This is a genomic window from Mycobacterium sp. (genome assembly GCF_046091765.1).
GTDB lineage: Bacteria > Actinomycetota > Actinomycetes > Mycobacteriales > Mycobacteriaceae > Mycobacterium.
Genome location: NZ_JBJTCF010000071.1, coordinates 12,891 through 28,376, shown reverse-complemented (window position 1 = coordinate 28,376; position 15,486 = coordinate 12,891). Strand labels below are relative to the sequence as shown.

Here is a 15,486-nt window from a genome sequence, read left to right as displayed (position 1 = left end):
CGAGATCAGGCTGGGTTAGAGTCCGACCGAAGGAGGTCGGCATGCGCGAACTCACGCTCATCGGGCTCGATGTCGACGGCGCGAACATCATCTGCGAAGGTGGCGACCCGGCCGACAAATTCCTGGTCCGGGTGGACGACCGGCTGCGCGCCGCGATCCGCGGCGACCGGACGCGCCTGGGCCAGACCCCCCGAGAGGAAGTCAGAGCCGTGCTGCGTCCCCGCGACATTCAGGCCCGCATCCGAGCCGGTGCATCCGTCGAGGAAGTCTCCGAGGCGTCCGGGATGGACATTTCCAAGGTCGAGCGCTTCGCCAGTCCCGTGCTGCTGGAACGCCAGCGCGCGGCCGAACTGGCCACCGCCGCCCACCCGGTGCTCGCCGACGGGCCCGCGGTGGAGACTTTGCTGGAGACCATCACCGCGGCCCTGGGCGCCCGGGGCCAGAGCGCTGACGCCACCACCTGGGATGCCTGGCGTGGCGACGACGGACGCTGGACCGTCCGGATGGAGTGGCAGACCGGAAGGTCGGAGAACGTCGCGCACTTCCGGTTCACCCCGGGCGCGCACGGCGGGACGGTCACCGCCGTCGACGAAGCCGCCAGCGAGCTGATCGACCCGGAGTTCGAACGTCCGCTTCGCCCGGTCGCGGTGGTGGCGCAGCTGGAGTTCGCCGAACCGCAGTCCGCACCGCAGGCCCCCGCCGCCGAGGTCGCCGACCCGGCGCCGACGCCGCACCCGGTCCCCGCCAAACGCGGCAACGGCAAGCCCGTCGTTCCGGCCTGGGAGGACGTTCTGCTCGGAATCCGCACCAGCGGCGAGCGCTGAGCCGCACCGCTGGTGCGCCTCGGCGCTATCGGGTTGATCTGAGGGTCACCGCCAGCAGCAGAATCCATCCGAGCGCCACCCCGACCGCCAGCCCCAGCACGAACCACCGGCGCACCGGGACGCGCCGCCAAGTCCACAGCGTGGGTGCCAACCCGCCGACGGCCACCAGATTCAGTCCGACCGTCAGCAGCGGGTTCACCCGGTTGACGCCGATGCCCAGGACCGTGACCGCGACGGCGGTGACCGCGGCCACGAATCCCGCGACCGTCAACCCGGTCCCCCACGGGGTGGGTTCGCGCTGACTCAGCTCATCCATACGTCCGCCCCTGCCGACCCGAATCCGCACCGAAGCCTTTCATAGAACGCCAGCCCGGCCGCGGTGGCGACGTTGAGCGAGTCGGTGCCGCCCGACATCGGGATGCGGACCCGAACATCGGCGGCCCGCATTGCGGCCGCGGTCAGGCCCGGCCCCTCCGCACCGACCAGTATCGCCACCCGGTAATCCGCGAGATCGACGAGTACGTCACCCAGTACCCGGGCCTGCCGATCAGGTGTCATCGCCAGCAGACGAAACCCGTTGTCGCGCAACACTTCAAGATCCTGTGGCCACCGGGTGACATGGGCGTAGGGCAATCGCAACGCGTGTCCCATCGAGACCCGCACGGCTCTGCGGTAGAGCGGGTCGGCACAGCCCGCCCCGAAGAGCACCGCGTCCACGCCGAGCCCGGCGGCGTTGCGGAAAAGGGAGCCGAGATTCTCGTGGTCGTTCACGCCCTCCAGTACCGCTATCGTGCGCGCCCCGTCGAGGATCTCGACGGGGGTCGGCTCGGGCGGCCGGCGGGCGGCCGCGAGCACACCGCGATTGAGATGGAAGCCCACCACCTCGGCCATCACCTCCGCCGAGGCCCGGAAGAACGGGGCGCCCGCCCTAACCAGATCCGGGCCGAGTTCGGTCAGCCGCCGCTCGGTGCCGAGGAAGGCGTGCGGCACGAACCGCGACGCCAGCATCCGCTGGACCACCAGGACACCCTCGGCGATCACCAGACCCTTCCCGGTCGGCAGGTCGGGGCGGCGGTCGACGCTGTTGAGGTCGCGGAAATCGTCGACTCGCGCGTCGGCGGGGTCGGTGATGTCGATGACGTCTGTCACGGCGCCAAACTACGGCACGCCGCGATCAATTACCGTTGTGCCCGATGGCCGTCCCCGATCCGCCGCCCCAACCCGAGGCACCGCAGCTGCCCGCCGCACTGCTCAACCCGCGTCCGGTGATCGCGGTCGGCGCGCTGCTGTGGCTGCTGGCCGCCGTGGCGGCGTTCTCGGTTCCCGGGTTGCACACCTGGCGGCCGGTCACCCTGGCCGGGCTGGGCGTGGGGGTGCTGGGCACATCGATCTACCTCTGGCAGCGCGCGGCCGCCCGCCGCGGGACGCGGGGGGCGCAAACTGGACTGGACATCGACTGATCGGAGGACACCGCATGGCAAAACCATTGATTCAGGCGCACATCGACATCGACGCGCCGGTGAGCAAGGTCTGGGGTCTGGTTTCGGACTTACGGCTGATGCGGCAGTGGAGTCCGCAGTGCCGGGTGATGAGACCGCTCGGGCCGCTGCGTCCGGGCACCCGCACCGTCAACCTCAACCGGCGCAACCTGTTGTTCTGGCCGACCACCTCGACGATCACCGAGGTCATCCCGGAGCGCAAGCTGGCGTTCCGGGTCGACATCAACAAGACGGTGTGGAGTTACGAACTCGAACCGACGGCCACCGGCACCCGGCTCACGGAGAGCCGGCATGCCCCCGACGGGATCACCGCGCTCTCGACCACGGTGACCAACACGGTGCTGGGCGGGGTGCCCTCCTTCGAGCAGGAACTCGAGGAGGGGATGAACCTCTCGCTGGCCCGGATCAAGGCCGCCGCCGAAGCCCGCTAATCCCCCGCGGGCTCGTTGTCGACCACCTCAAGCACGCCGTCGTCGTAGGGCTCGAACGCCGGCGATCCCTGACCCGCGGGCGGCGGCGGGGTGTCGGAGTGCGCGCCGCAGCCGTAGGCGAAGTCGACAACGCGGCCGTCGGCAGACATCTCGTTGCAGCACACCCCGAACATCAGCCCGAGGGCGCCGGCGAGCGGAACCATGAACCCGCAATCCCGGCAGACCCGCTTGGTCGCGCCTGACATCGCCGAGCCCGGACCGAAGTCGCCGTCGTGCCAGCGCTGCGCGGCGTCGTCGCGCCCGAAGGCGCTGAGCACCTGGCGGCGGCCCAGACCGATCTGCACCGCGGTGTCGTCGATGAGCGGGTCGCCGGTCGCCACGAAGCCCGGCACCAGCCGCGGGTCATCAGCAGCGGGCGCCAGCAGGTCGCCGGGACCCAGGTCACCGGGTTTGACCCGCTCCTCCCACGGCACCCACGACGGGGCCAGCAGCGCGGTCGGGCCGGGCAGCAGGACGACCTCGCTGACGGTGGCGCGCTCGGCCCCGGGACAGGCCGCGACCACCACCGCCCACTGCCAGCCGCGGTAGCCGGGCAGCACGGCCTCGAACCGGTGGGTCGCGGCGGCCGGGTCGTCGATTTCGACGCCGAGGTAGTCGCCGACGGTGTCGCCGCTGGACTCGATAACGGCCCCGCGGGCCAGCTCCGCCGCGCCGCGCAGGACGGCGCCAACCGACTCGTCAACCCCGGTGTGCATCGCCCCATCCTGCCCCACGCAGCACCCGCGCGACCACACCGGCCCGGTGCACCGCTTAGTCCTGGCGAATGGGGGAGAATCGACACCGTGTCGAAGCGGCGGATGCCCCCGGGAGCCGGATCGGTACCCGGCGATCATCCGGGCCTGGCGAACTACCCCAGCGACGACACCGGCCACCGCGGCGGCGCGCCCAGCTCGAATCGCTACCTGCCGCCGCTGGACCCCGACCGCGGGCGTGGCGAGCCCTCGTTCACCGATCACGGCGAGGAGGCCGAACGGGTCAGACTCACCCAGGCCGCGGCCATGCGCAGCCGCGAGATGGGTTCGCGGATGTACTCGATGGTGCAGCGCGCCGCCACCGCCGACGGTGCGGACAAGTCCGGCCTGACCGCCCTGACCTGGCCGGTGGTCGCCAACTTCGCCGTGGACTCGGCGATGGCCGTGGCGCTGGCCAACACCTTGTTCTTCGCCGCGGCCACCGGCGAGAGCAAGGGGCGCGTCGCGCTCTACCTGCTGATCACGATCGCGCCCTTCGCGGTGGTCGCCCCGCTGATCGGACCGGCGCTGGACCGGCTGCAGCACGGCCGGCGCGCGGCGCTGGCGATGTCGTTCCTGTTGCGCACCGTGCTGGCCGTGGTGCTGATCATGAACTACGACGGAGCGACCGGCAGCTTTCCGTCCTGGGTGCTCTACCCCTGCGCGCTGGGAATGATGGTGCTGTCCAAGTCCTTCTCGGTGCTGCGCAGCGCGGTCACCCCCCGGGTGATGCCGCCGACGATCGACCTGGTGCGGGTCAACTCACGGCTGACCACGTTCGGGCTGATCGGCGGGACGGTCATCGGCGGCGGCATTACCGCCGGGGTGGAGTACGTCTCCACCACGCTCTTCGAACTGCCCGGCGCGCTGTTCATCGTCGTGTTCGTCACGCTGGCCGGAGCATCGCTGACGATGCGAATCCCGCGCTGGGTGGAGGTCACCGAGGGTGAGGTCCCGGCCACCCTGACCTATCACGGCCGGCGCGCGGGCGCCTGGGACTGGCTGGACGGCGAGACCGAGCCGCAGGACACCGGCCGCGGACCACCGCGCTCCCCCCGACAGCCCCTGGGCCGCAACATCATCACCGCGCTGTGGGGCAACTGCACCATCAAGGTGATGGTCGGGTTCCTGTTCCTCTACCCCGCGTTCGTCGCCAAGTCCCACGACGCCAGCGGGTGGGTGCAACTGGGCATGCTCGGGATGGTCGGGGCCGCCGCCGGGATCGGCAACTTCGGCGGCAACTACGCCGCCGCGAAGCTGGAGCTGGGCCGGCCGGCGGTGCTCGTCGTCCGCGCCGCGGTCGCGGTCACCGTCGCGGCCCTGGTGACGGCGGTGACCGGCAGCCTCGTGGTCCTGGCCGTGGCGGCGCTGATCACCTCGGCCGCGAGCGCGATCGCGAAGGCCTCGCTGGACGCCCTACTGCAGGACGATCTGCCCGAGCAGTCGCGGGCCTCGGCGTTCGGCCGCTCAGAGTCGGCACTGCAGCTGTGCTGGGTGCTCGGCGGGGCGCTGGGCGTGCTGGTCTACACCGAACTGTGGGTGGGGTTCACCGCGGTCAGCGCACTGCTGATCCTCGGGCTGGCCCAGACGGTGGTCAGCTTCCGCGGGGGTTCACTGATCCCCGGCTTCGGCGGCAACCGGCCCGTACTGGCCGAACCGGAGAGCCGCTCCGCGGTGCCGCGCCGGTGAGGCGCACGGCGACCTGGATCACCTGGACGGCGACCGCGGCGGTGGTCCTGGCCTCGGCCGGGGCGGGCGTCGGCGCCTGGCTTCTGACCCGCGGCGGCGGGGATCACCTGCCGCAGATCAGCGTCTACTCGCGCGGCACGGCGGTTCGGGTTGGGCCCTACGTGTACTGCAACGTCGTCGACCTGCGCGACTGCGAGAACCCCGGGGAGCGCGGCGTGCTGAGGGTCGACGGAAGCCACCCGGTGCAGCTCTCGGTGCCCTCGGCCATCGCCGACGCGCCCTGGCGGCTGCTGAAGGTCTACGAGGACGAAACCAACTCCACCACTACGGCCTACCGGCCCGATACCGCCCTGGCGGTGACGATTCCCACCGTCGACCCCCAGCGCGGCCGGCTTGCCGGCATCGCCGTGCAGCTGCTGACCCTGGTCCAGGACGAACGCGGCGAGGTGTTCGACGTCCCGCACGCCGAATGGTCGGTGCAGCTGGTGTTCGTCGGCTGAGCGTCGAGTTGTTGCGGAAAAATCCGCGATCTGTGCACAACAAGTCGACGCTGGGCGCCCGGCACCCGATCGTGTCGGTCGGCGCGGTCACGGTGTCGGCGTGGATACCCCGTTCCTGGCCAGCGAAGCCCTCACCGCCCGGGCCGTGACGCGCCATCAGCTGCGGACCCGGTTCGAGGCGCTGCATCGAAACGTCTACATCAGTAGCGGCCAGCCGCTGACGCCGGTTACCCGCGCAGTTGCCGCATGGCTGTGGTCGGGGCGGCAGGCGACGGTCGCCGGCCTGTCTGCGGCGGCGCTGCACGGGATGAAGTGGATCGACGAGCGGGCACCCGCCGAACTCAACCGCCGTGGCCGGGACAAGACCGCGGGCATCCTGCTGCACAGCGACGCGCTGACGCCGGACGAGAAAGTGCTGCTCGGCGGAATTCCGGCCACCACGGCGGCCCGCACCGCATACGACATCGGGCGACGCGGGAGCCTCACGGCGGCAGTCATTCACCTTGACGCCCTGGCCAGGGCTACCGCCGTTCGGGCCTGCGACATCGAGGCCGTGATCGCTCGCCATCCCGGCACCCGCGGCATCGTGACGCTGCGGCGCGCGGTGCGGCTGATGGACGCCGGCTCGGAATCGCCCTACGAGACCCGCACGCGTCTGCTGGTGCGGGGTTGCGGCCTGCCCCCGCCGAGGACCCAGATCAAGGTGTTCGACGGGCAGCGCTTCGTGGCACGCCTGGACATGGGATGGGACCAGTGGCTGGTCGCGGTGGAGTTCGACGGCGCCCAGCACTGGACGGATCCGGCCCAGCGCACCCGCGACATCGACCGCCTGGCCGAACTCGAGGCGCTGGGTTGGCGGGTCGTGCGGGTGAGCGCGCACCTCCTGCGCAACCGGCCCGGCGTCGTGATCGCGCGGGTTCGCGCCGCCCTGCGGGCAGCCGGCGCGCACGTCTGACGAACGTCGAGTTAGTGGCGGAAATCCAGCGAATCGGCGTCACCAACTCGACGCTCGCCGCCAGGGGCCCTCAGGAATCGAGCTCGCGGGCGACCGCCCGCACCACCTCCGACACCCGCCGGGAGACCTTCTTGTCCGGGTAACGCCCGCGCCGCAGTTCGGGCTGCACCGCGCCCTCCAGGAGGGTGATCATGTCCTCGACCATGCCGTGCAACTCGTCAGGGGTGTGCTTGTGCTCGCCGGCGGGCTCGCGACGCGGGCGCGACAGCGTCGGCGGCGGGTCGATGAGCTTGAGGCTGAGCGCCTGCGGGCCGCGGCGCCCGGTGGCCACGCCGAACTCGACGCGCTGGCCGGCCTTGAGATCCTCCACCCCGTCGGGCAGCGCCGAGGCGCGGACGTAGACGTCCTCCCCCTCCTCCTGGGACAGGAAGCCGAAGCCCTTCTCGGCGTCGTACCACTTCACCTTGCCGGTTGGCACTGGTCTCACCCGCTTGTCGGTCGTCTACTGGGTCATCCACTATGACGACGGCGATCCTACTCAACGCCGCGTTGGTTAGGCTGACTTGGCGGAGGTCTCATGCGCCTGGTTCTGAACGTCATCTGGCTGCTGTTCGGCGGTCTGTGGCTGTGCCTCGGCTACCTGCTGGCCGCCCTGGTGTGCTTCGTGCTCATCATCACCATCCCGTTCGGTTTCGCCGCGGCACGGATCGCGCTGTTCGCGCTGTGGCCCTTCGGCCGCACGATCGTGGACAAGCCCGGTCCGCGCACCGGCGCCCTGGTCGGCAACGTGATCTGGCTGGTGCTGTGCGGGCTGTGGCTGGCGATCGGCCACGTCGTCTCGGCGGTCGCGATGGCGATCACCATCGTCGGCATCCCGCTGGCGCTGGCGAATCTCAAACTGATCCCGGTTTCGCTGATGCCGCTGGGCAAGGAGATCGTCCCCGTCGACGAGGCCGACCGGATGCGGCTACCGACGTGACGCTCACCGATCTGGGCCTGCCGGGGCCGTGCGCCGAGCCTCTTACGCAACCCGCCGAGATGCCGATCGACGGTCCGCTGGTCGACACGTTCGGGAGGGTCGCCACCGACCTGCGCGTCTCGCTGACCGATCGCTGCAACCTGCGCTGCACCTACTGCATGCCGGCCGACGGGGTGGACTGGCTAGCCACCCGCGACCTGCTCACCGCCGACGAGGTGTCCCGGCTGATCCGGTTGGCCGTCACCCGCCTGGGTATCACCGCCGTTCGGTTCACCGGCGGCGAGCCGCTGCTCTACCGCGACCTCGACTCTGTGGTGGCGGCGGTGGCCGCGCTGCGTCCCCGCCCGGAGATCGCGCTGACCACCAACGGCGTTGGCTTGGCGAACCGCGCTGCGGGCTTGGCCGCGGCCGGACTGGACCGGGTCAATGTCTCCCTGGACACTCTGAATGCCGATCGCTTCACCGCGATCACCCGTCGCGACCGGCTGGCCGACGTACTCGAGGGCCTGTCCGGCGCGGCGGCTGCCGGGCTGCAACCGGTCAAGGTCAACGCCGTCCTCGACCCCACCTGCGGCGCCGAGGACGCAGTCGAGCTGCTGCGGTTCTGTACGCGCTACGGATACCAACTGCGCATCATCGAGCAGATGCCGCTGGATGCCGGACACAACTGGCGCCGCGACGCCACCGTCAGCGCCGAGGACACCCTCGCCGCATTGCGCCGCCACTTCGAATTGACCGCCGACCCCGCGCCGCGTGGGTCGGCGCCGGCGCGGCTGTGGCTCGTCAACGGCGGACCGGGGACCGTGGGCATCATCGCGTCGGTGTCCGACGAGTTCTGCTCAGCCTGTGACCGGACCCGGCTGACCGCGGACGGCCAGGTGCGCAATTGTCTTTTCGCCACCCAGGAGACCGACTTGCGCAGCCTGCTGCGCGGCGGCGCCGACGATGACCAACTCGAACTGGCGTGGCGGTCGGCGATGTGGCGCAAGGCCGCCGGGCACGGCATCAACAATCCCGACTTCGTGCAGCCCCGGCGGCCGATGAGCGCGATCGGCGGCTGACTATGACTGATGTCACAGCGTGCGAACCGGTGACGCCTCTGACTGTGCGATTCTTTGCTGCGGCCCGCTCCGCGGCGGGGTCCGACACGGCCGTGTTGCACCTGGGGCCGAACGCTTCCATTGCTGATGCGGTACGTGAACTATGTTGCCGCAGTGACGAATTGGCGCTCGTACTGCGGAAGTGTTCCTACCTGTGCGACGGGGTGGCGGTTCGCGACCTGTCGACTGTGCTGAGAGCGCATCAGACCCTCGACATCCTGCCGCCGTTCGCCGGCGGATGAGCGTGATCTGGCTTACATCACGGCCGGGTCGCACGGTGGCTGCAAGGCCGTCACCGGCCGGTCCTAGCAGGCACGTCGCCGGCCACTAGCGCACGGCTGAACCGGATCGCCGGGCGAAACGCCAGGCGGCGGGTGACACGACCGAGCGGGCGAGGGCAGCTACCGTATTTACATAGCCCGCCCCCTCGCGGCGGGTCTTCCCCGCTTCTCACGCGCCGAGCCCATCCCTGGGGCGGGGAGAACCGCGCGCCCGGGATGGGGCGGAGCTCCGCAGGCGCAGGCGCAATCTTTAGAGAGGAACCGACATGGGACGTCACCGCAAACCGCGTAAGCACGCACCCGCCGCCATCGCCAGGAACACCGTCGCCGGCGCCCTCCTCGGCGTTGGCGGTCTCGCCTTCGCCGCCTCGGCCGCGCACGCCGCACCCGACTCCGAGTGGGACCGCGTCGCCCGTTGCGAATCCGGTGGAAACTGGGCGATCAACACCGGCAACGGCTACCACGGCGGTCTGCAGTTCGCGCCGGGAACCTGGTCCGGACACGGTGGCGGCGAGTTCGCGCCGAGCGCCAACCTGGCCACCCGCGAGGAACAGATCGCCATCGCCGAGCGGGTGCTGGCCACACAGGGCCGGGGCGCCTGGCCGGTCTGCGGAACCGGACTGTCCGGTCCGACGCTGCGTGAGGTGAAGCCCGAAGCCGAAGAGGTGACCACCGAGACGGCGGGAAATCCGGACGACACCGTCGCGCCGGCTGAAGCGCTGGATGCACCCGAGGCGCCACCGGCACCCGAGGCGCCACCGGCACCCGAAGCGCCGCCGGCACCCGAGACCGCACCGGAGCCGGAGACGGCGCCCGAGGAGGCGCCTGACGCGGTCATCACGACCGCGTGGTCACCGGAAGTCGCCACCGAGGCCGACGACCCGACCGCGGCGACCGGTTAGGCCGAGTTCACCCACTCGTCGGTGCCGTCGGCGAAGAACTGGTGCTTCCACACCGGCAGCTTCGCCTTGACGGTGTCGACCACCCGGGCGCAGGTGGCGAACGCCGCGTCGCGGTGCTCGGCGGACACCGCGACCACCAGCGCGGCATCGCCGACCGACAGCGCCCCGATGCGGTGGCTTGCGGCGATGGCCCGGACCCCGGGCGTCGCCGCGGCGACTTCGGCCAGCAGTTCGAAGAGCGTCTCACCGGCCGACGGGTGGGCGGAATACTCCAGGCCGACCACCTGACGACCGGCGTCGTGGTCGCGGACCACCCCGGCGAATCCGACCACCGCGCCGGCGGCGGCATGGCTGACGAGTTCCTCGTGCTCGGTCACCGAGACGGGCCCCTCGGTGACCGCGGCCCGCACGATCCGTGTCATCGGTGGTCGGTTCCGGCGAGCTGGTCCAGAGCGTGGTCGATGACGTCGGCCAGCACATCCAGCCCGTCGCGCACGCCGCCGGGCGAGCCGGGCAGGTTGACCACCAGGGTCCGGGCGGCCACGCCGCACACCCCGCGGGACAGCACCGAGGTGGGAAGGGCCGGCAGACCCGAACGGCGAATCGCGTCAGCCAGTCCGGGCACCTGATAGTCGATGACCGCGAGGGTCGCCTCGGGGGTGGCGTCGGTCGGCGAGATGCCGGTGCCCCCCGTACTGATCACGACGTCGACCCGCTCGCCGATCGCGGCGCGCAGTGCCTGCTCGACCGCCTCGCCGTCGGCCACCACCACCGGGTCGGTGACGTCGAAACCGCGGCGGGTCAGCCATTCGACGATGATCGGGCCGCACCGGTCGTCGTACACCCCGGCGGCCGCCCGCGTGGAGGCGACCACGACCCGCCCGGAACGCTTCACCGCTCGCGGGTCCAGACCCCGGTCTTGCCGCCGTCCTTGCGCAACACCCGAATGCCGTCGACTCGCGCGGCGGGATCGACGGCCTTGATCATGTCGTAGATGGTCAGCGCCGCGACCGTGACGGCGGTCAGCGCCTCCATCTCGACTCCGGTGCGGTCGGTCGCGTGCGCGGTCGCCGTCAATTCGACGGCGCTGGTGCCGATCTCGAAGTCGACATCGACTCCGGTCAGCGCCAGTTGGTGGCAGAGCGGGATCAGTTCGGGTGTGCGCTTGGCGGCCAGCACCCCGGCAACCCGCGCGGTGGCCAGGGCGTCGCCCTTGGGCAGCCCCCCGGTCGCCACCAACGCGATCACCTCCGCGGTGGTGTGCACGGTCGCGGCGGCGGTCGCGCTGCGCGGGGTGGCGGACTTGCCGCTGACGTCGACCATGCGCGCAGCGCCCGCGTCGTCGACGTGCGACAGCCGGCGCTGCGGCCCGCTGGTCACCGGTTGACGACGGTGACCGGGTGCACGTACGGCAGATCCCCGGCGGGTACCGGAAACTCGATGTCGCCGAACGGTGAGAGCGCACCCACCCGGTCGGCGGCGAGCTCGCTCACCGGATGATCTTCGGGATCCCGGGTCGGCCATCCGTTGTCGACGTACCGGGTTCTATGCGTCTTCGCCACCGGGTCATTCTGACACTTGTCCGGCGAACTCGCCCCTATGCCGGCTGATTTAGGCTGGTCGGCAATGACCAAGTCCGTAGGGTCCCTGGGCGCGTGGCTGGCTGAGCTGCCCGACGCGAGCCTGATCCGCCTGCTGGAACTCCGGCCCGATCTGGCCCAGCCGGCGCCGGCCAGTATCAGTGCGCTGGCGGCGCGCGCGGTGACCCGCCAGTCGGTTATCGCCGCCGCCGACGAGCTGGACTTCCTGCGGCTGGCCGTGCTGGACGCGCTGCTGGTCCTGGGCGCCGGCCGCACCGCGGTGCCCGCCGCCGGGGTGGCCGCCGTACTCGGTCCGCGTGCGCCCGACCGGGCCGTGTCCGAGGCGCTTGAGGACCTGCGCGACCGCGCGCTGGTCTGGGGCCAGGACACGGTGAGCATCTCGGCCGAGGCCGCCGCGGCCCTGCCGTGGTACCCGGGCCAGGCTGTCACTGCCGACGAGTGCCGGACGGCGGCGGAGATCTCGGCGGCACTGGCCGCGCTGGGCGACCCCGAGCGCGATCTGCTCCGCCGGCTCGTCGGGCCGCTGATCGGCCGGACCCGCGACGCGGCCCCGGGCACCGCGGCCGACCGGCCGGTGCAACGACTGCTCAGCGCGAGCCTGCTGCGCCGCATCGACGGCGAGGCGCCGGACACCGTGGTCCTGCCGCGCGATGTCGCCCAGGTGCTGCGCGGCGAGGAAACCGGGCCGTGCGAGCTGGCTGCGCCGGACCCGGTGGTCGGGCAGACCACGGTCGCTGACGCCGACGCCTCGGCGGCCGGCGCGATCACCGACTTCCTGCGCGAGGTCGAGGTCGTGCTGGAGAGCCTGTCGCTCGCGCCCGTACCCGAGCTGCGCAGCGGCGGATTGGGGGTGCGGGAAGCCAAGCGGCTCGGAAAGGTCACCGGGATCGACGAGCAGCGCCTGGGCCTGATCCTGGAACTCACCGCAGCCGCGGGTCTGATCGCCAACGGAATTCCCGATTCGGGGCCGCGCGGAGATTCCAACTACTGGGCGCCGACGCTGGCCGCCGACCGGTATCTGGACGCCTCGGCCGCGAACCGCTGGCTTCAGCTGGCCACCGCATGGCTGACACTGCCGTGCCGGCCGGGTCTCATCGGCACCCGCGGACCCGACGGCAAACCCTTTGCGGCGCTGTCGGTTTCGCTGTACTCGACGGCTGCCCCGGTGGACCGCAGGCTGCTGCTGGAGTTCCTGGCCGACCTGCCGCCGGGTTCGGGCGTCGATGCCGGCAGCGCCTCGCGGGCGCTGAGGTGGCGCCGGCCGCGCTGGGCGGCCCGGCTGCAGCCCGAGCCGGTCGGGCATCTGCTCGACGAAGCCCACACGCTCGGGCTGACCGGCCGCGGGGCGTTGAGTACCCCGGCGCGCGCCTGGATTGCCGACGGCGAGCAGGAGGCGATCGCGGCCATGGCGGCGATCCTGCCCGCACCGATCGACCACTTCCTGGTGCAGGCCGACCTCACCGTGGTGGTGCCCGGACCACTCAACCGCGAACTCGCCGAGGAACTGTCGCTGGTGGCCACGGTCGAGTCGGCCGGCGCCGCGATGGTCTATCGGGTCAGCGAGAATTCCGTGCGCCACGCGTTGGACTCCGGACGCACCGCCGAGGCGCTGTGTGCGTTCTTCGAGACGAACTCCACGACGCCGGTGCCCCAGGGATTGACCTATCTGATCAACGACGTCGCCCGCCGGCACGGACAGCTTCGGGTGGGATTGGCCTGCTGCTTCCTGCGCTGCGACGACGCGGCCCTGCTGGCCAGCGCGGCGGCCGCGCCGGCGGTCAGCGCTCTGGGGGTGCGTCTGCTGGCGCCGACCGTGGCCGTCTCCCAGGCGCCGATCGCCGAGGTCCTCGCCGCGCTGCGGGAGGCCGGTTTCGCGCCGGCCGCCGAGGACGCCGCCGGGGCGATCGTCGACCTGCGGCGGCGCATCACCCGGGTGGCGGGCCCACCCAGCCGACGGCCGTTCCGGCCACCGGCCAGGCCGAGTCCGGAGACCCTGGCGGCGGTGGTCGCGACGCTGCGCCGGGTCGAGGCGATGCCGCTGGGCGGCATGCGGCTTGACCCGGCGGTGGCGATGGACCTGCTGCACCGGGCCGCGATACGCGGCCGGGAGGTGCTGATGGGGTACGTCGACGCGGCCGGGGTGGCCACCCAGCGGGTGGTGACCCCGATCTCGGTGCACGGCGGCCACCTGATGGCCTTCGACCCCGCGCAGGGCAGGCTGCGCGAGTTCGCCGTGCACCGGGTGACCTCGGTGATGTCGGCCGACGACGGATAATGACGGACATGACCGACGGACCGCTGATCGTGCAATCCGACAAAACGGTCCTGCTCGAGGTCGACCACGAGCAGGCCGACGCCGCCCGCGCCGCGATCGCCCCGTTCGCCGAACTGGAGCGCGCCCCCGAACACGTGCACACCTACCGGGTCACCCCGCTGGCCCTGTGGAACGCCCGGGCAGCCGGACACGACGCCGAACAGGTCGTCGACGCCCTGGTCACCTTCTCGCGCTACGCGGTACCGCAGCCGCTGCTGGTCGACATCGTCGACACGATGGCCCGCTACGGCCGGCTGCAACTGGTCAAGAGTCCCGCCCACGGGCTGATCCTGGTCAGCCTGGACCGCGCAGTCCTCGAAGAGGTTCTGCGTCACAAGAAGATCGCCCCGATGCTCGGTGCGCGCGTGGACCCCGACACCGTGGTCGTCCACCCCAGCGAGCGCGGGCGGGTCAAGCAGATGCTGCTCAAAATCGGTTGGCCCGCCGAGGATCTGGCCGGTTACGTCGACGGGGAGGCGCACCCGATCGGACTCGTCCAGGACGGCTGGGAACTGCGCGACTACCAGCAGATGGCCGCCGACTCGTTCTGGGCGGGCGGCTCGGGAGTCGTGGTGCTGCCGTGCGGCGCGGGCAAGACGATCGTCGGCGCCGCCGCGATGGCCAAGGCCGGTGCGACCACGCTCATCCTCGTCACCAACACCGTGGCCGGCCGGCAGTGGAAGCGCGAGTTGCTGGCGCGAACGACGCTGACCGAGAACGAAATCGGCGAGTACTCCGGTGAACGCAAGGAGATCCGGCCGGTGACCATCGCCACCTATCAGGTGATCACCCGGCGTACCAAGGGTGAGTATCGGCATCTGGAGTTGTTCGACAGTCGCGACTGGGGCCTGATCATCTACGACGAAGTACACCTGCTTCCCGCGCCGGTGTTCCGGATGACCGCTGATCTGCAGTCCCGGCGGCGCCTGGGCCTGACCGCGACGCTGATCCGCGAGGACGGCCGGGAGGGCGACGTGTTCAGCCTGATCGGGCCCAAACGCTACGACGCGCCCTGGAAGGACATCGAGGCGCAGGGCTGGATCGCCCCGGCCGAGTGCATCGAGGTTCGGGTGACGATGACCGACAACGAGCGGATGCAGTACGCGGTCGCCGAGCCCGACGAGCGCTACCGGCTGTGCTCGACCGCGCGGTCCAAAATCGCCGTGGTCAAGTCGATCCTGGCCCGCCACCCCGGCGAACCGACCCTGGTGATCGGTGCCTACCTCGACCAGCTCGACGAACTCGGTGCCGAACTCGACGCCCCCGTCATCCAGGGATCCACCAGGAACTCCGAGCGCGAGGCCCTCTTCGACGCCTTCCGGCGCGGCGAGGTCAAAACCCTGGTGGTGTCGAAGGTCGCGAACTTCTCCATCGACCTGCCGGAAGCCTCGGTGGCCGTGCAGGTCTCGGGCACCTTCGGATCCCGCCAGGAGGAGGCCCAGCGCCTCGGCCGGCTGCTGCGACCCAAACACGACGGCGGCGGTGCGGTCTTCTACTCGGTGGTCGCCCGCGACAGTCTGGACACCGACTACGCCGCGCACCGGCAGCGCTTCCTGGCCGAACAGGGCTACGGCTACATCATCCGAGACGCCGACGACCTGCTCGGCCCGGCGATCTAAC

Annotated in this window: 20 protein-coding genes; 12 read left to right on the top strand and 8 right to left on the bottom strand. The window is 71.2% G+C overall.

All coding sequences use genetic code 11. The annotated features are described in order from the left end of the window. Window positions 1-41 precede the first annotated feature (41 nt). Window positions 42-824, top strand: coding sequence for a septation protein SepH (gene sepH / locus ACKOB8_RS07445; RefSeq protein WP_526376576.1), 783 nt, complete (start codon window positions 42-44; stop codon window positions 822-824). A gap of 25 nt (window positions 825-849) precedes the next feature. On the opposite strand, the gene ACKOB8_RS07440 is transcribed toward sepH, so the two are convergent. Together ACKOB8_RS07440 and ACKOB8_RS07435 are read right to left on the bottom strand one after the other, a co-directional pair. Continuing rightward, entirely contained in the window at window positions 850-1,140 is a 291-nt protein-coding gene (locus ACKOB8_RS07440) for a DUF2537 domain-containing protein (RefSeq protein ID WP_526376575.1), read from the bottom strand. Beyond that, window positions 1,128-1,973, bottom strand: a complete 846-nt coding sequence (locus tag ACKOB8_RS07435; protein WP_526376574.1) for a TrmH family RNA methyltransferase — start codon at window positions 1,971-1,973, stop codon at window positions 1,128-1,130. Before ACKOB8_RS07435 ends, ACKOB8_RS07440 begins: the two co-directional genes overlap by 13 nt. A gap of 44 nt (window positions 1,974-2,017) precedes the next feature. On the opposite strand from ACKOB8_RS07435, the gene ACKOB8_RS07430 reads away from it, so the two are divergent. Further along, the gene (locus ACKOB8_RS07430) at window positions 2,018-2,284 is read left to right on the top strand and encodes a DUF2530 domain-containing protein (RefSeq protein WP_526376573.1); all 267 of its coding nucleotides are present in this window, start codon (window positions 2,018-2,020) and stop codon (window positions 2,282-2,284) included. Between the two features lie 14 nt (window positions 2,285-2,298). Continuing rightward, window positions 2,299-2,754, top strand: coding sequence for an SRPBCC family protein (locus ACKOB8_RS07425; RefSeq protein ID WP_526376572.1), 456 nt, complete (start codon window positions 2,299-2,301; stop codon window positions 2,752-2,754). Here ACKOB8_RS07425 and ACKOB8_RS07420 read toward each other — a convergent pair. Beyond that, window positions 2,751-3,509 carry a DUF3027 domain-containing protein gene (locus ACKOB8_RS07420; RefSeq protein WP_526376571.1) on the bottom strand — a complete coding sequence of 253 codons (759 nt, stop codon included), beginning with the start codon at window positions 3,507-3,509 and terminating at the stop codon, window positions 2,751-2,753. The two genes, ACKOB8_RS07425 and ACKOB8_RS07420, sit on opposite strands and share 4 nt — an antisense overlap. A gap of 102 nt (window positions 3,510-3,611) precedes the next feature. Here ACKOB8_RS07420 and ACKOB8_RS07415 point away from each other — a divergent pair, with 102 nt between their 5' ends. The 3 genes from ACKOB8_RS07415 to ACKOB8_RS07405 all read left to right on the top strand — a co-directional run bounded on the left by ACKOB8_RS07415 (window position 3,612) and on the right by ACKOB8_RS07405 (window position 6,689). After that, window positions 3,612-5,234, top strand: coding sequence for an MFS transporter (locus ACKOB8_RS07415; protein ID WP_526376609.1), 1,623 nt, complete (start codon window positions 3,612-3,614; stop codon window positions 5,232-5,234). Then, window positions 5,231-5,734 (top strand): DUF2771 family protein, encoded by a 504-nt coding sequence (locus tag ACKOB8_RS07410; RefSeq protein WP_526376570.1) that lies wholly within the window; start codon window positions 5,231-5,233, stop codon window positions 5,732-5,734. The genes ACKOB8_RS07415 and ACKOB8_RS07410 overlap by 4 nt, the downstream gene beginning before the upstream one ends. A 100-nt stretch (window positions 5,735-5,834) precedes the next feature. Continuing rightward, a complete protein-coding gene (locus tag ACKOB8_RS07405) occupies window positions 5,835-6,689 on the top strand; it encodes an endonuclease domain-containing protein (protein ID WP_526376569.1) in 855 nt (284 codons plus the stop codon). A gap of 70 nt (window positions 6,690-6,759) precedes the next feature. On the opposite strand, the gene ACKOB8_RS07400 is transcribed toward ACKOB8_RS07405, so the two are convergent. Next, entirely contained in the window at window positions 6,760-7,167 is a 408-nt protein-coding gene (locus tag ACKOB8_RS07400; protein ID WP_526376608.1) for a cold-shock protein, read from the bottom strand. A gap of 99 nt (window positions 7,168-7,266) precedes the next feature. Here ACKOB8_RS07400 and ACKOB8_RS07395 point away from each other — a divergent pair, with 99 nt between their 5' ends. The 4 genes from ACKOB8_RS07395 (at window position 7,267) to ACKOB8_RS07380 (ending at window position 9,951) form a co-directional block, all read left to right on the top strand. Then, window positions 7,267-7,668 carry a YccF domain-containing protein gene (locus ACKOB8_RS07395; protein WP_526376568.1) on the top strand — a complete coding sequence of 134 codons (402 nt, stop codon included), beginning with the start codon at window positions 7,267-7,269 and terminating at the stop codon, window positions 7,666-7,668. Further along, on the top strand, window positions 7,665-8,729 hold the full coding sequence (gene moaA, locus ACKOB8_RS07390; protein WP_526376567.1) for a GTP 3',8-cyclase MoaA: 1,065 nt from the start codon (window positions 7,665-7,667) through the stop codon (window positions 8,727-8,729). The genes ACKOB8_RS07395 and moaA overlap by 4 nt, the downstream gene beginning before the upstream one ends. A gap of 2 nt (window positions 8,730-8,731) precedes the next feature. Further along, a complete protein-coding gene (locus tag ACKOB8_RS07385) occupies window positions 8,732-9,010 on the top strand; it encodes a MoaD/ThiS family protein (protein ID WP_526376566.1) in 279 nt (92 codons plus the stop codon). 305 nt (window positions 9,011-9,315) lie between these two features. After that, the gene (locus ACKOB8_RS07380; RefSeq protein WP_526376565.1) at window positions 9,316-9,951 is read left to right on the top strand and encodes a transglycosylase family protein; all 636 of its coding nucleotides are present in this window, start codon (window positions 9,316-9,318) and stop codon (window positions 9,949-9,951) included. Here ACKOB8_RS07380 and ACKOB8_RS07375 read toward each other — a convergent pair. The 4 genes from ACKOB8_RS07375 to ACKOB8_RS07360 are packed head-to-tail and all read right to left on the bottom strand — an operon-like array spanning window position 9,948 to window position 11,513. Beyond that, on the bottom strand, window positions 9,948-10,373 hold the full coding sequence (locus tag ACKOB8_RS07375) for a molybdenum cofactor biosynthesis protein MoaE (RefSeq protein WP_526376564.1): 426 nt from the start codon (window positions 10,371-10,373) through the stop codon (window positions 9,948-9,950). The two genes, ACKOB8_RS07380 and ACKOB8_RS07375, sit on opposite strands and share 4 nt — an antisense overlap. Next, window positions 10,370-10,846 carry a MogA/MoaB family molybdenum cofactor biosynthesis protein gene (locus ACKOB8_RS07370; RefSeq protein ID WP_526376563.1) on the bottom strand — a complete coding sequence of 159 codons (477 nt, stop codon included), beginning with the start codon at window positions 10,844-10,846 and terminating at the stop codon, window positions 10,370-10,372. Before ACKOB8_RS07370 ends, ACKOB8_RS07375 begins: the two co-directional genes overlap by 4 nt. Next, window positions 10,843-11,331, bottom strand: coding sequence for a cyclic pyranopterin monophosphate synthase MoaC (gene moaC / locus ACKOB8_RS07365; RefSeq protein WP_526376562.1), 489 nt, complete (start codon window positions 11,329-11,331; stop codon window positions 10,843-10,845). The genes ACKOB8_RS07370 and moaC overlap by 4 nt, the downstream gene beginning before the upstream one ends. Continuing rightward, window positions 11,328-11,513: a hypothetical protein gene (locus ACKOB8_RS07360; RefSeq protein WP_526376561.1), complete on the bottom strand. Its 186-nt coding sequence runs from the start codon at window positions 11,511-11,513 to the stop codon at window positions 11,328-11,330. Before ACKOB8_RS07360 ends, moaC begins: the two co-directional genes overlap by 4 nt. Before the next feature lie 64 nt (window positions 11,514-11,577). Here ACKOB8_RS07360 and ACKOB8_RS07355 point away from each other — a divergent pair, with 64 nt between their 5' ends. Further along, the gene (locus tag ACKOB8_RS07355) at window positions 11,578-13,827 is read left to right on the top strand and encodes a helicase-associated domain-containing protein (RefSeq protein ID WP_526376560.1); all 2,250 of its coding nucleotides are present in this window, start codon (window positions 11,578-11,580) and stop codon (window positions 13,825-13,827) included. Between the two features lie 8 nt (window positions 13,828-13,835). Further along, the gene (locus ACKOB8_RS07350; protein WP_526376559.1) at window positions 13,836-15,485 is read left to right on the top strand and encodes a DNA repair helicase XPB; all 1,650 of its coding nucleotides are present in this window, start codon (window positions 13,836-13,838) and stop codon (window positions 15,483-15,485) included. The last annotated feature ends 1 nt before the right edge of the window (window position 15,486 follow it).

What these genes read in the sequence shown, in the direction of transcription:
- ACKOB8_RS07350 (WP_526376559.1), top strand. Translation starts at nt 13,836, where the DNA reads ATGACCGACGGACCGCTGATCGTGCAATCCGACAAAACGGTCCTGCTC.
- ACKOB8_RS07380 (WP_526376565.1), top strand. Translation starts at nt 9,316, where the DNA reads ATGGGACGTCACCGCAAACCGCGTAAGCACGCACCCGCCGCCATCGCC.
- ACKOB8_RS07425 (WP_526376572.1), top strand. Translation starts at nt 2,299, where the DNA reads ATGGCAAAACCATTGATTCAGGCGCACATCGACATCGACGCGCCGGTG.
- ACKOB8_RS07395 (WP_526376568.1), top strand. Translation starts at nt 7,267, where the DNA reads ATGCGCCTGGTTCTGAACGTCATCTGGCTGCTGTTCGGCGGTCTGTGG.
- sepH (WP_526376576.1), top strand. Translation starts at nt 42, where the DNA reads ATGCGCGAACTCACGCTCATCGGGCTCGATGTCGACGGCGCGAACATC.
- ACKOB8_RS07415 (WP_526376609.1), top strand. Translation starts at nt 3,612, where the DNA reads ATGCCCCCGGGAGCCGGATCGGTACCCGGCGATCATCCGGGCCTGGCG.
- ACKOB8_RS07385 (WP_526376566.1), top strand. Translation starts at nt 8,732, where the DNA reads ATGACTGATGTCACAGCGTGCGAACCGGTGACGCCTCTGACTGTGCGA.
- ACKOB8_RS07430 (WP_526376573.1), top strand. Translation starts at nt 2,018, where the DNA reads ATGGCCGTCCCCGATCCGCCGCCCCAACCCGAGGCACCGCAGCTGCCC.
- ACKOB8_RS07375 (WP_526376564.1), bottom strand. Translation starts at nt 10,373, where the DNA reads ATGACACGGATCGTGCGGGCCGCGGTCACCGAGGGGCCCGTCTCGGTG.
- ACKOB8_RS07420 (WP_526376571.1), bottom strand. Translation starts at nt 3,509, where the DNA reads ATGCACACCGGGGTTGACGAGTCGGTTGGCGCCGTCCTGCGCGGCGCG.
- ACKOB8_RS07355 (WP_526376560.1), top strand. Translation starts at nt 11,578, where the DNA reads ATGACCAAGTCCGTAGGGTCCCTGGGCGCGTGGCTGGCTGAGCTGCCC.
- ACKOB8_RS07440 (WP_526376575.1), bottom strand. Translation starts at nt 1,140, where the DNA reads ATGGATGAGCTGAGTCAGCGCGAACCCACCCCGTGGGGGACCGGGTTG.